Consider the following 12,454-nt stretch of genomic DNA (forward strand, 5'->3'; position numbering starts at 1 on the left):
TTTGGCCGTCGTTACTTCAAGCCGGATATTTTGATGCCCGAGATGATGTACTTCTGGAAGACGAGGAACAGCACCAGCGTCGGCGCGGCGGCCAGCGCCGAGCCGGCCATCAGCATGCCCATCTCGGACGAGCGTTCGGAACGGAAATTGTACAGATACTGCATGATCTGGAACAGGTTCGGGTTCGTGATCGTCATCGTCGGCCAGACGAACGAGTTCCAATAGCCCAGATAAGCGCCGATCCCGACGATGACGAAGACCGGAAACGACATCGGCACGAAGATGCCGGTGAAGATCCGGAAGCGCCCCGCTCCGTCGATCAGCGCCGCTTCCTCCAGCGCGAGCGGGATGTTCAGGTAGAACTGCCGGATAAAGAACATGCTTCCCGCGGAGGCGACGCCCGGCAGCACCAGCACCGCGAGCGTATCGAGCATGCCCAGCTTGTTGACGACGATAAAGGACGTCAGCAGAATCGCCATCCCGGGAATGAACATCGTCATGATGACGTACACCCACAGAATGCGCTTGAAGCGGAACTCCAGCCGGGCGAACACGTAAGCCGCGCTCGCATTGACGAACAGGGCGAGGACGGCGAACAGGATCGCGCCGCCGAACGTCACCAGCATCGTCTTGCGGAACAACGGATCGCCCAGGATGTCGGTATAATTTTCTACAAGCCATTGCTTGGGAAAAAACTTGAACGGCGTCGCCAGCACCTCGGTCTTGCCCTTGAATCCGGCGATGACCACCCACAGCAGCGGGAACAGCGCCACTACCGCCACCGCCGCGCCGACGACGGCCAGCACAGCGCGCGTAAGCAAGCCTCTATTGCGCATATTCGTAACCTCCCTCGCGGCTTCGGTCAGCCGTCCACCGCTTTTTCCGAATTGAGCACCCTGAAGATGATCGCCGAAATGCCGCCCAGCACGACGAACAACAGCAGCGAAGCGGCGATCGAATTGCCGACCATCACGTCGTTGCGGAAGTGAAGGAAGATGTACAGGTTGGGCGTCGTCGTCTCGTTCAGCGGGCCTCCGTTCGTCATGACCAGCGACAGCTCGTACTGGGAGATCTGCGCCGTGAAGCCGGTGACGAGCAGGTACAGGATGACGTTGCGCATAAGCGGGATCGTGATGTACCACATCTTCTGGAACGCGCCCGCTCCCTCCAGGTCGGCCGCTTCGTAGTAGCTCTCCGGAATGTCGTGCAATCCGGCCAGCATGATGAGCGCCGTGAGGCCGAAGCCCAGCCAGACGGCAGGGGCGGCGATGCTCGGCAGCGCCGAACCGACCTCGGCCAGCCAGGCTTTCGGCTCCTGTCCGAACAGCCCGAGCACATAGTTGGCAAGGCCGCCCGTATAATCGTAGATGAACACGAAGATGACGGAAGCCACGATGCCGGAGATAATCGTCGGGATGTAGATGGACGTCTTGACGAAGCCGGACAGCTTCGGGCTGATGTTCTTGACGACGTTGGCGAACAGAAAAGCCAGAATCAAAGTGGTCGGGACGACCATGAGGGCGAACTTGATTCCGATCCAGACCGACTTGCCGAACAGGCGGTCCGTCAGCACCAGGTAGAAGTTGCGGAAGCCGACGAACGTCGAGTCCTGGTAGAAGCTCCAATTATAGAAGCTGACGCGAATCGCGTAGACGAAAGGAATGACCACGAACACGGTCAGCAGCACCAGAATCGGAAGCAGCATCGTGTACGCCGTGGCGTTGTCCTGACGGAAATTTTTCTTGAACATTCTCGCTCATCTCCGTTTTTGGGGATGCGGCATAAGCGTCCGGGAGCGGCTCGCCGCCCCCGGAACGCATCCGGTCATTGCATCTTGGGATTGGTGCCGGCCAGCTTGTTCTTGGCGATATAGTCGTTGATGTCTTTCTCCGCTTTGGACAGCGCCTTGTCCACGTCCGTCCCCTTCATCGCCGACTCGATCGCGGTCGAGAACGCCATGCTGATATCCCACGGATAGATCGGCTCCGGCTTGGAATACGGCACGATCTTCTCGGCGATCATCGCCCGCACTTCGTCCTTCGAAGCGACCGGATCGCTCTGCATCGCCTGGTCGACGGATTTGCGAGGCGTGAACTTGGAGAACTGCGCCCCGCGGAAATAGTCGAGCACGACGTTCGGATCGTCTGCGAGCATATAAGAGATATAAGCGGCCGCTTCCTTCGCATGTTCCGACTTGCCGTCGACGGCGAGCGCCCAGCCGCCAAGCGTGGCGGTCGTGTTGTTCGGATTGCCGTCAATCGTCGGCATCGGCGCGACGCCGACGTTATTCACCATATCCTTGAAGCTGTTGCGAAGTTGGCCGATCGCCCACGAGCCGTTGGCCTCCATGGCAATCTTGCCTTGGCCGAACGGGGCAGCGTCGGTGTAGCCGGACAACTGCTGCTTCGGCATGATGCCGGATTGGTAAGCTTGCTGATAGAAGGTGAGCAGCTTCTTGTAGCCGTCGTTCTGCACATCGGCCTTGGACCAGTCGTCGGTAATCGGCAGGTGTCCGGCGGCGTTATATTGCAGCCCCCAGCTCGACCAGCCGAGATCGCCGGCAACCTGCGCGGTGGAGAAGCCGAAGACCCCTTTCTTGGTCAGCGCTTTGCCATCCGCGAGCAATTCGTCCCATGTGGTCGGCGGCTTCTCCGGATCGAGGCCCGCCGCCTTAAACAGGTCCTTGCGGTAATACAGCACGGTGGACGGCTCCACCAGCCACGGGTAAGCGTAAAACTTGTCGCCGACCGCGACGAAGTCCTTCATGTTCGGATACAGGTCGTCAAATACGGATGGGTCCATCAGATCGTTGAGCGCTTGGATCTGCCCCAGCTTGGCGTCGTTCGCCACCTGATTGTAGCTGACCGTCCAGACGTCGGGCGCCTTGCCGGCCGCCTGCGCGGCCTTCATCTTCTGATCCCAGGCGTCTCCCGGCACGATCGTAAGGTTTACTTTGATGTTGCTTTGCGATTTGTTGAACTCGTCCGTCCACTTCTTGAACCATGTGGTTGTCGTGTCCTCGAACTTGTTGGCCCAGACATCGATGGTTACCGGAGCCCCGGAGGCGGCGCTGGGAGACGCCGAGGCGCCGGCGCTCGCGCTCGCGCTTCCCGATGGGCTGGCGGATGCGCTCGGCGAGGAGCCGGCGCTTTGCGAAGAGCCGGCGTTGCCGCCATTGTTCGAACCTCCGCATCCCGTCAGAGCGAGCGACAGGATGATCGGGGCCGCCGCGAGGGCTGTCAAGCTTTTTCTGCTTTTGGCTTGCATGTGGAATCCTCCCTTTTTATTCGATAAACTATTTAAACGCTGCGCGTTTAAACCGAGGGCCGGGCCGTTCAGACGCGGCTGAACCGCCGAGATGAATTCGCTTTCATTTCTCAAGCGAGGTCTTGAACCAATAGACGTTATACGGGTCCCACAGCGACAGCGTGAAGTAGATCGTTCGTCCGCCGTCCTCGGTATACCGCTCGTTCATGAACGGAGCGTACAGGCCGGGCTGCTCGCCCGCCGTCACCAGGTCGATGGGATCTCCCCACGGCCCCCAAGGCGCCAAGCCCTCGCGGATGACGACGCCGTCCCCTTCCTTGAGATAGGTCATCAGCCATCTCTCGAGGTAAGGGTTCCAGACGACGGACAGCTCGCCGACCGTATCGTCCACCACCGTCTTCGCCTGCGCGAGGTCCGCGCTCCAGATCGGCTGCCCCTTCGCGTCGATGCCCGCGAAGTATCGGTAAGCGTCCGCCTTCTCGATGTCCGACTCCGCCACCTTCATCAGCTGGACGCCGCCGAAGCGCCCGGACGGAATGCACCAGAAATAAATGTCGGCCTGGTCTTCGCCGGTCTGGACCTTATAGGGGCTCACCTGAATGAAGTTGCTGTCTCCCGGCCATTTCACGCCGTCCAGCAGCGTCCAGTTCTGTCCGCCGTCCGTCGACTTGGCGACGCTGGCGTAATTGGCGTCCCACTTGCCCGGATCGCCCCAGTGGTTCACCGACATGTAGTACAAGTACAGCGCGCCGTTCGCGGCGATGCCGTACGTCGGAATTTTCGTCATCTCGTCATAGTCGACCTTTTTGGAAGGAAGCAGCTCCTTCGCCAGGCCGATGTCGTCGGCGATCATGCCGTCCAGCGCGATACCGTCCGCCGGGTTGCTGTCGGTCGTGTAGCCGATCGTGTTCGACCGCCAGAAGCTGCCGCCGCCCCCGATCTGGTCCGCCGCGCGTTCGCCGAACGTATCGCCGAACACGAAGTACGTCTTGTCGCCGTCGTTGATCATCGACCCGAGGTCGGTGCCGTAGACGGCGAAGCGGTCCGTCTTGTTCGGCGAGTCCGCGCCGGTGATCTGGGACACCTTCTCGGCCGCCGACACTCCCTTGAGCACGAACGATTTGCCCTCTGCGTCCAATTGCGGGTTCACCTTGCCGCCTCCCCCTGAACAGCCGGCGAGCAGCAGCGCGAGTCCCGCCGCGAGCCATGCCGTTTTTCGAATCAATGGTTGACCTCCTTGGCTTCTTCGAATTATGGATTGGAATGACCGAAAATCCGGTCCAAGGATGCCGAATCGAATGGCTTGACGTCGGGCAGCGGCAGCCGCTTCCCCACCTTCGGCAAAGCCGGGAACGGGCGGTGCGGCTCGGCCTGGTACCAATAGGCGGTAGACGAGACGTCGTCGCTGCGATGGTTGTTGTGCCCGTGCTCGATCGTCACCCGAATGCTCTTCTCGAACATGATCGGGTCGAGAATGTGGTAGCGGTACGTCGAGATTTTGCCGCTCCAGTTCGGGCCGCCGCCCAGGATGATGCCGTGATACGGGGTGCATACTTCCTGCTGCGGGCACCAGGCGGTGTTGAAGTAATCCTCCATGCCGGTGCCGTGCAGCGTCGGCGGCCACGGCTCCCCGTCGATGAAGATCATGTCGTCTCCTTCGCCGTACCAGTTCCATTCGCGCGTTTCCCGCAGGTTGTGAACGTTGAAGTTGCAGCCGACGTAATGGCCGCGGCCGACCGCGTCGAGAATGACGTAATTGCCGTCGCCGGTCGTGTTTTTGCCGCCGAATTCGAAGAACGCGTTGTCCGTGCCGGCTTCGGGAATGCCGTCGGTCGGGTTTTCCCGGTTCCACTGGGCATGGAACCTCAGCTCTTCGTCCGCAAGCCGATCGTACTGCTCATAGTCGATGTAGAAGTAGAACTTGATCGGCCGCTCCGCCTCGCTCTCCACGGAGATGCGGGCCCCTTCCGCGAACGGCATCCGGAAGAAGCTGTTGAACGCCTTCCCGTCCTCCGGGCTCATCATCAGCGCGGCGGACGCGTAGTTCCGGGTCAACCCGTGGCCCATGCCGAAAAAATCGCCGATCGGAGCCTCGACGCTCGGTTCCGCCTCTCCGTCCCAATACATGCGGAGCACGATTTTGCGGGGGAGATGCGGTTCCTCCAGCGGCGCGTCAGTCGCCATCGTCATCCAGATGTGGGTGATCGCGCCCGCGCCTTCGATCCGGCAGATATCGACGAGGTCGCCCGGACGGACCGAGAAGTAGTCTTTGTTGCCGCCGCTTCGGTCGTAGCTCGATTCGCGTTTGCGCTTGCCGGCTCTGGCCAGGCTCAGGGATGCTAAGGTCGAGGTTGGGTTCATGGTCAGGCTCCTTTGCTGTCGAAAAATGTACAAAACTGCAATCGATTGCAGATGGTTGAAAACGATTGTGCTTTACGAGTCCTAGGTCGGGGCGGTACTGCCTTCTGTTCACAGCCCGCTAAATGGTGGCCGTCTGTCTGAAACCTGCAATTTTGCAGGTTTGGGAGGGGCGAGACGGCTATCGGGGCCAAATAACTGCAAATATACATCCTTTTACCGCTCCATGCCCCCAATTCGGCTGTCCAGCCATCCAAAGCCTGCACTTTTGCAGGAATTCATGCGTACCTGCCGCTTTCGAGCGAAAATAACTGCATTTTTGCAGGTTTGCCTCGCTTGGGTGTCTTCGTGTTTCTTTCGAAGGCTTGCGTCGCTCCCCGTCATTGCGCTTCTTTCGCAGGTTTGCGACGCTCATCGTTCCATGTTCTTCTTGATCGGCTTTTCGTCTCGTCGCTTACCGGCCTTTGAAAGCCTTCAGCCGCTTCATGACGTCGCTGCCGCCTTTGCCGAAGTAGTCGTGCAATTCCTTGTAGTCGCGGTAGAGCGAATCGTAGATCGCGGCGTTCCCGGGATTCGGCCGGAACGTCTCGTCTCGGACTCTGGCCATTCGCCGCGCCGCTTCCACGATCGAGTCGAAGCCTCCGGCTTCCGCTCCCGCCGCCACCGCCCCAAACATCGCCGCTCCGAGCGCCGCCGTCTGGGTCGATGCGGCGATGCGGATTTCCCGCCCCGTGACATCCGCGTAAATCTGCATCAGCAGCCGGTTCCGCTGCGGCAGCCCGCCGCACGCGTAGAGCTCGTCGATCTCCACGCCGCTTCGCTCGAACGCTTCGACGATCGCACGGGTTCCGTATGCCGTCGCCTCGAGCAGCGCCCGGTACAGCTCCTCCGGCTTCGTCTGCAGCGTCAGCCCGACGATCAGTCCGGTCAGGTCCGCGTCCATCAGCACGGATCGGTTGCCGTTCCACCAGTCGAGCGCCAGAAGGCCGCTCTCTCCCGGTCTGGCCGCGGCGGCTCGCCGCTCCAGCCATTCGTGAACGCTTGTTCCTTCCTCTGCCGCAAGCCGCTTGATGTATTCCGGAACCGCTTCCTCCACATACCATGCGAAAATGTCGCCGACCGCAGACTGCCCGGCCTCGTAGCCGTAATAGCCCGGCACGATGCCGTCTTCCACTACGCCGCAGACGCCTTCGGCGAGCACCTCCCGCTCGCTCAGCAGCAGGTGGCACGTCGACGTGCCCATCGCCAGGACGAGCTTGCCAGGCGTTACGACGCCGACGGCGGGCACCATGGCGTGCGCGTCGATGTTGCCGACGGCCACCGCCGTGCCGGGACGAAGTCCCGTCAGCCGCGCCATCTCGTCGGTAAGCCCGCCGGCCTTCGATCCGAGCGGCTCGATCGGTCCTCGCAGCTGGTCGCGAACCAGCGTCTCGAGCCGGGGATCGAGCGCGCTGAGGAACGCGTCCGACGGATAGCCTTCGCGCTTGTGCCAGACGGCTTTGTAGCCCGCCGTGCAGCTGTTGCGGACGAGCCGGCCGGTCATTCGCATGACGACCCAATCCGCCGCTTCCATGAACAGGTCCGTCCGCTCGTAGAGCTCCGGAGCTTCGTTCAGAATCTGCCACGCCTTGGCCAGCATCCACTCCGAAGACAGCTTGCCCCCGTACCTCGCCAGGAACGGTTCTCCCCGCTCGCGTGCCAGCTCGTTGATCCGGTTCGCTTCGTCCTGTGCCGCATGGTGCTTCCACAGCTTCACCCAGCTGTGCGGGTCATCCCGCCATCGCTCCTTCAAGCAAAGCGGCGTTCCCTCCGCATCCAGAGGCATCATCGTGCAGGCCGTAAAGTCGATGCCGATGCCGATCACCTGTTCCGGACGAACGCCGGCTTCCCGGAGCACGGCCGGCACCGAACGCCGCAGCACTTCCAGATAGTCGTCCGGGTGCTGCAGGGCCCAATCGTGCCCGAGCTTGACTCCCGAATCGGGCAGCTTCTCGTCGATGACGCCATGGGGATACGGGGTTACGTGCGTCGCCGTCTCTTCTCCCGTGGCGATGTCGACGAGCAGCGCCCTGCCCGACTCCGTACCGTAGTCGACCCCGATCGCATATCGCCGTTCGAGCGCCATTGTCCCCGCCTCCTTCCGCTATTTGTACAGCGGACCGAACGCCGCGCAGGCCCGGTAGTCCGCCCCGACCGGCTCCAGGCCGCCGAACCCCGTCCAGACGCTCGGACGGAAGATTCGCTCCTCGGGCACGTTGTGCATGCTCACCGGAATGCGCAGCATCGCGGCCAGCGTGATCAGCTTGTCGCCGACATGGCCGTAGCTGACCGAGGCATGATTGGAGCCCCAGCCGCTCATGACGGAGTAGACGTCGCGGAACAGCCCTTCGCCCGTCAGGTTCGGCACGAACCACGTGGTCGGCCAGGTCGGGTTGCTGCGCCGGTCCAGCTTGTCGTGCACGTCGTCCGGCAGTTCGACCGTATACCCTTCGGCCAGCTGCAGCACCGGCCCGACGCCCGCGATCAGGTTGACGCGCGCCATCGTGACCGGCATTCCCGCACGGGTCGTGAAGTCGGTCGAGAAGCCGCCGCCGCGGAAAAAATCGACCGCCGGACACCATTGCACCGCATCGAGGCAAGCCTGCGCCTCCTCCGGCGCGATCTCCCAGAACGGCTTCATCGCCGGGCGTCCGTCCTTCGTCTGCCTGCCGGTGCCGTCCAGCGCGGCAGGGCCGGAATTGATCAGGTGGATAATGCCTCCGGCCGCCGGACCTTCCAGCGTATGCCCGGTGACGCGCCGCACCGCTTCCGGGCTCCAATAGGTGCGCACGTCGGCGAAAATCTGCGCGGCGTCCGTCAGCAGATGACCGAGCAGCATCGTCACGCCGTTCAGCGTATCGTTCTCGGTCGCGAGCATGAACGGCTCGCGAACGCCGTTCCAGTCGAAAGAAGAATTGAGGATGGCCTCCATGAAATCGCCGGTCGGGAAATAGTCCGTCCACGCCCGCTGCCCCTGGAATCCGGCCGCGATCGCGTTATGCCCGAGCGCTTCCTCCCCGTATCCCATCTCCGCGAGCTTCGGGTTGCCGATCATCAGATCGCGGGCGATCAAAGCCATTTTCACGACCGTCTCCCAGTCTTTCTCCTTCTGCCCGTCGGTGCGCTTCAGATGCGGCGGATTGACGTCCTCGCCGGGCCGGCAGCTCATCTTCACCCATGCAAGCGCTTTCTCGAATTCCGCCCGATCATAGATGCCGAGCTCCATGCGTCTCACGAACTCGGTCATGTCCACATACTCGTTGCGCATCCCCAGATACTGCCGGAAAAAGCTCTCGTCCGCCACGCATCCGGCAATCCCCATCGACACGGATCCCATCGAGAGGTACGATTTGCCCTGCATCGTCGCCATGGCCAAACCTGCCTTGGCGAACCGCAGCAGCTTCTCCTGCACGTCCGGCGTAATCTCCGTGTCGCCGATGTCCTGCACGTCGCGCCCGTAGATCGCGAAGGCCGGAAGCCCTTTCTGGTTGTGCGCGCTCAGCGCCGCCGCCAGGTACACCGCACCCGGACGCTCCGTGCCGTTGAAGCCCCAGATTGCCTTCGGGCGGGTCGGATGCTGATCCATCGTCTCCGTCGGATAGCACCAGGACGGCGTCACCGAGATCGTCAGCCCGACGTTCTCCCGGGCGAACTTCTCCTCGGTTCGCGCCGCTTCCGCCACGCCTCCGATGCAGGTGTCGGCGATGACGCATTCGACCGGCAAGCCGTTGCTGTGCCTCAAGTTGGCCGTCAGGAACTCCGCCGCCCGCCGCGCCATCTCCATCGTCACGTCTTCCAGCGACTCGCGAATGCCGCCTCGGCGGCCGTCGACGATCGGGCGAATGCCGATCTTGGGCATCTCGCCCTGCAATCGATTGCAGATCATCGGTGTCGTCATCAACATTTTCCTCTCCTTCGTCTTCCTCCGGTTAAGGAACCGGCCGGCCGCCGCAGCGGATTCAGCCGATTCGGTTCACCTCGTTGCGGAACAGTTCGACAACGGGCTCGGCTTGCGGCGAATCTTCCTTGCGGATCCGCTTCAGAAGAATCTCGCCCGCCTTCGTGCCCATGTCGTACGGGTGCTGATCGATATAATAGAGGCCCGGATTTTTGAGCAGCGACCCCGCCTCCACTTCTCCGAACGAAGCGACGGCGATGTCGTCGGGAATGCGCAGCCCGCTTCGAACGATCTCCAGCAGCACGCCGAGGCTCATCCGGTTGTTCAGCGACACGATCGCCGTCGGCCGGGGATCGGCCTGCAGGAATTTGCGCACCGCCCGGATGCCGTCCTCCGTCGTAAAGCCTCCGTTGAACACCAGCGGGTTCGGATCGAGCCCGAACTCCTTCATCGCCCGCAGCACTCCGTCATAACGTTCGCGGCCGGTGCTGACCCGCACCGGACCGTTGACGACGCCGATCCTGACGTGCCCGTCCCGCAGCAGCTTCGCGGTCAAACGGCTGGCGCCGTCCTCGTTGTCCTCCGCGACCAGGTCCAGCTCTCGGCCGGCGTCTTCCGAATCCAGCTTGCGGTCGATGAGCACGACCGGCACGCCGGAATCCGCCAGCGCCCGAACCGCTTCGTCGTTTCCTCCGGAAGTGGCGAGCACGATCGCGTCCACCCTTTTCTCCCGCAGCAGTTGAATGAGCCGGCTCTCCTTCTCGGGCGACTCATCCGAGCTGCAGAACGTGAGCTGGAAGCCTTCCACCCCGACCACGTCCTCGATGCCCCGGGAGATGCCCATGAAGTAAGGGTTCGAGATGTCGGGCACGACGACGCCGATCGTAAACGTCTTATCCTGCTTCAGGCTTCGGGCGATCGCGCTCGGCTGATAGTTCAGCTTCGTCACGGCCTCCAGCACGCGCTCCTTGATCTCCTCGCTGACATAACCGCTCTCGTTCAGCACCCTGGATACCGTTGCCGTGGAAACGTCCGCTTCCGCCGCCACTTCCTTGATTGTTGCCTTAGCCAACTGCTTGCTCACCTCTAAATTTCTTCGCGCCATTCGCGCGCCTTCCGAATTTCCGTCGCCGATTCCGTCCTTGCGCCATGCGTTGTGTAATCGTTTACGTAATCGTTTACAGGCCTAGCATAACGGATGCCGGGCTCGTCTGTCAACCACATTTTCGAATGTTAAAGACGGCTTGTCCGATCCGGCTCAAAGATAGCGCCGTCTGACCTCTTCGATCTTTTGCTTCAAGTAATCCACGGCTTCCGCGGGCTCCACGATCCGGGCTTCCTTGCCCAATTGCCAGATCAAATCCGCAAAAAAGGCCGCTTTGCGAACGGGAATCCTCATCCGGACAGTCCCTCCCCCATCCTCGCGAACATGTAGATGAGGTCCGAACCAGACGTTGGTCTCAAGCGAACGCACGCCTTCCTCCGTCAGGTCGACGATCAAATCGCATTGGGGATCGAAGCGCGCCAAATCCGGCGCGATCCACTCGAATACCGATCGGCCGCTCAGATCCTGCCGGTCGGGAAACGCTTCGTTCAAACGGGCGGAGACGATACGATCCGCGCGAAAAAGCCGGTAGGTCCGCCGCAGGAAGCAGTAAGCCGGACAGTACCAATAGCCTTCGTTCGCGTAGAGGCCGACCGGTTGAATCTCTCTGCGCGTCGTTCCGCTGTCGGATTTGTAATCGATGGTTACCACGCTGTCGTTCATGACCGCTTGCAGCAAAGTCTGCAGGCATTCCGCAGACATGGTACGGCGGGGATTCCAGATCACGACCCGGTTGCGGAGCCGGTCGATCTGCCCCTTCGCATCGTCCGGCAAGTAATGATAGAACTTATGAACCGCGGAAGCCGCGCTCTCGTCGAACGGAACCGATCCGAAATACTGCAGCGACCGGCAGGCGAAAAAGACGGCGACCGCCTCGTTCTCCGAGAAAGCGATCGGCGGCAGCATTCTCTCCCGCAGCAGCCGGTAACCGCCGCCGCGACCCTGCACCGTATAGATGGGGAAACCGACTTCGCTAAGCTCCCGCAAATCCCTGGTAATCGTACGCGGAGACAAACCGAACTCGTCGGCAAGCTCCCGAACGGTAAACGCCTTTTTGGCGTTGATCACCATCATCAATCGAATGAGACGCTGTGACTTCATCAAGGCAAGCCCCGCTCCCCGCCGCATTTTCCTCCATTATACCTTTCAAATAAGCCGGGATCTGACTTATTTGCGTGCTATCGTCAAGTTCGTGGCAACCCCCTAACCATGGAAAGGATGAGTGCAAATGAATCCCGAAATCTCCCGCGTCAAAGATCTTCTTTTTGAGGAAATGGAGCTGGCGCTCGCTACGACCTGTTCCTTGCTGCCCATGATCCGGGAGGATCAATGGGATTACCGTCCCCGCGATGACATGAGAAGCCTGATCGAGCTTGCCCGCCATCTCGCCCATGTGCCCGCCCAAGAGCTGGCCATCCTGCAGGAACAATCCAAAGAGCAGGTGGGCAAGCTGGTCATGTCGATCTCTCGCCTCAGAGACGCCGAAGCTTTGTCGGAGGTCATGCGCGACGGAGTTCTTGCGTTAAAAGAATATATGAATTCTTTGGACGAAAAGGAGCTGCTTTATCGCTCGACCGCCCCGTTCTTCGCCAAGCATCAGCCCGTCGTCCAGTTCAAATGGCTGATGGAGATTACGACGCATCTTTATCACCACCGGGGTCAAATGTTCACTTACATGAAGCAGCTGGGAATTCCGGTATCCATGCGCGATCTGTACGGCCCGGCTTCGAATTCGTGGACGCTGTGACCGCGTAGGAAAAAAGGACCTGTTTGTTACGGATGTCCAA

The 12,454-nt window shown here is 61.1% G+C and carries 10 protein-coding genes; 1 reads left to right on the forward strand and 9 read right to left on the reverse strand.

All coding sequences use genetic code 11. The annotated features are described in order from the left end of the window. Nucleotides 1-11 precede the first annotated feature (11 nt). From H7C18_RS13865 to H7C18_RS13905, 9 genes are all read right to left on the reverse strand, one after another. Nucleotides 12-836 (reverse strand): carbohydrate ABC transporter permease, encoded by an 825-nt coding sequence (locus H7C18_RS13865; protein WP_185129669.1) that lies wholly within the window; start codon nt 834-836, stop codon nt 12-14. A 26-nt stretch (nt 837-862) separates the two neighbouring features. Continuing rightward, a complete protein-coding gene (locus H7C18_RS13870; RefSeq protein WP_185129670.1) occupies nt 863-1,750 on the reverse strand; it encodes a carbohydrate ABC transporter permease in 888 nt (295 codons plus the stop codon). Nucleotides 1,751-1,824: 74 nt separating this feature from the next. Then, nucleotides 1,825-3,267, reverse strand: coding sequence for an ABC transporter substrate-binding protein (locus H7C18_RS13875; protein ID WP_185129671.1), 1,443 nt, complete (start codon nt 3,265-3,267; stop codon nt 1,825-1,827). Nucleotides 3,268-3,370: 103 nt separating this feature from the next. Beyond that, on the reverse strand, nt 3,371-4,492 hold the full coding sequence (locus H7C18_RS13880) for a DUF4185 domain-containing protein (RefSeq protein WP_202887062.1): 1,122 nt from the start codon (nt 4,490-4,492) through the stop codon (nt 3,371-3,373). Nucleotides 4,493-4,518: 26 nt separating this feature from the next. Further along, nucleotides 4,519-5,628 carry a glycoside hydrolase family 172 protein gene (locus H7C18_RS13885; RefSeq protein ID WP_185129672.1) on the reverse strand — a complete coding sequence of 370 codons (1,110 nt, stop codon included), beginning with the start codon at nt 5,626-5,628 and terminating at the stop codon, nt 4,519-4,521. A 451-nt stretch (nt 5,629-6,079) separates the two neighbouring features. Further along, nucleotides 6,080-7,750 carry a ribulokinase gene (locus tag H7C18_RS13890; protein WP_185129673.1) on the reverse strand — a complete coding sequence of 557 codons (1,671 nt, stop codon included), beginning with the start codon at nt 7,748-7,750 and terminating at the stop codon, nt 6,080-6,082. 18 nt (nt 7,751-7,768) lie between these two features. Further along, entirely contained in the window at nt 7,769-9,562 is a 1,794-nt protein-coding gene (locus tag H7C18_RS13895) for an L-fucose isomerase (protein WP_185129674.1), read from the reverse strand. 61 nt (nt 9,563-9,623) lie between these two features. Then, nucleotides 9,624-10,634, reverse strand: a complete 1,011-nt coding sequence (locus H7C18_RS13900) for a LacI family DNA-binding transcriptional regulator (protein WP_185129675.1) — start codon at nt 10,632-10,634, stop codon at nt 9,624-9,626. Nucleotides 10,635-10,820: 186 nt separating this feature from the next. After that, complete coding sequence (locus H7C18_RS13905) at nt 10,821-11,768, reverse strand: helix-turn-helix transcriptional regulator (protein WP_238357689.1); 948 nt, start codon at nt 11,766-11,768, stop codon at nt 10,821-10,823. A gap of 127 nt (nt 11,769-11,895) precedes the next feature. Here H7C18_RS13905 and H7C18_RS13910 point away from each other — a divergent pair, with 127 nt between their 5' ends. Beyond that, nucleotides 11,896-12,414 carry a DinB family protein gene (locus H7C18_RS13910; RefSeq protein ID WP_185129677.1) on the forward strand — a complete coding sequence of 173 codons (519 nt, stop codon included), beginning with the start codon at nt 11,896-11,898 and terminating at the stop codon, nt 12,412-12,414. The last annotated feature ends 40 nt before the right edge of the window (nt 12,415-12,454 follow it).

The organism is Cohnella zeiphila, from assembly GCF_014212055.1.
Lineage (GTDB): Bacteria > Bacillota > Bacilli > Paenibacillales > Paenibacillaceae > Cohnella > Cohnella zeiphila.

Coding starts and splice junctions, on each gene's coding strand:
- H7C18_RS13865 (WP_185129669.1), bottom strand. CDS start 836: ATGCGCAATAGAGGCTTGCTTACGCGCGCTGTGCTGGCCGTCGTCGGC.
- H7C18_RS13870 (WP_185129670.1), bottom strand. CDS start 1,750: ATGTTCAAGAAAAATTTCCGTCAGGACAACGCCACGGCGTACACGATG.
- H7C18_RS13875 (WP_185129671.1), bottom strand. CDS start 3,267: ATGCAAGCCAAAAGCAGAAAAAGCTTGACAGCCCTCGCGGCGGCCCCG.
- H7C18_RS13885 (WP_185129672.1), bottom strand. CDS start 5,628: ATGAACCCAACCTCGACCTTAGCATCCCTGAGCCTGGCCAGAGCCGGC.
- H7C18_RS13890 (WP_185129673.1), bottom strand. CDS start 7,750: ATGGCGCTCGAACGGCGATATGCGATCGGGGTCGACTACGGTACGGAG.
- H7C18_RS13895 (WP_185129674.1), bottom strand. CDS start 9,562: ATGACGACACCGATGATCTGCAATCGATTGCAGGGCGAGATGCCCAAG.
- H7C18_RS13905 (WP_238357689.1), bottom strand. CDS start 11,768: ATGAAGTCACAGCGTCTCATTCGATTGATGATGGTGATCAACGCCAAA.
- H7C18_RS13910 (WP_185129677.1), top strand. CDS start 11,896: ATGAATCCCGAAATCTCCCGCGTCAAAGATCTTCTTTTTGAGGAAATG.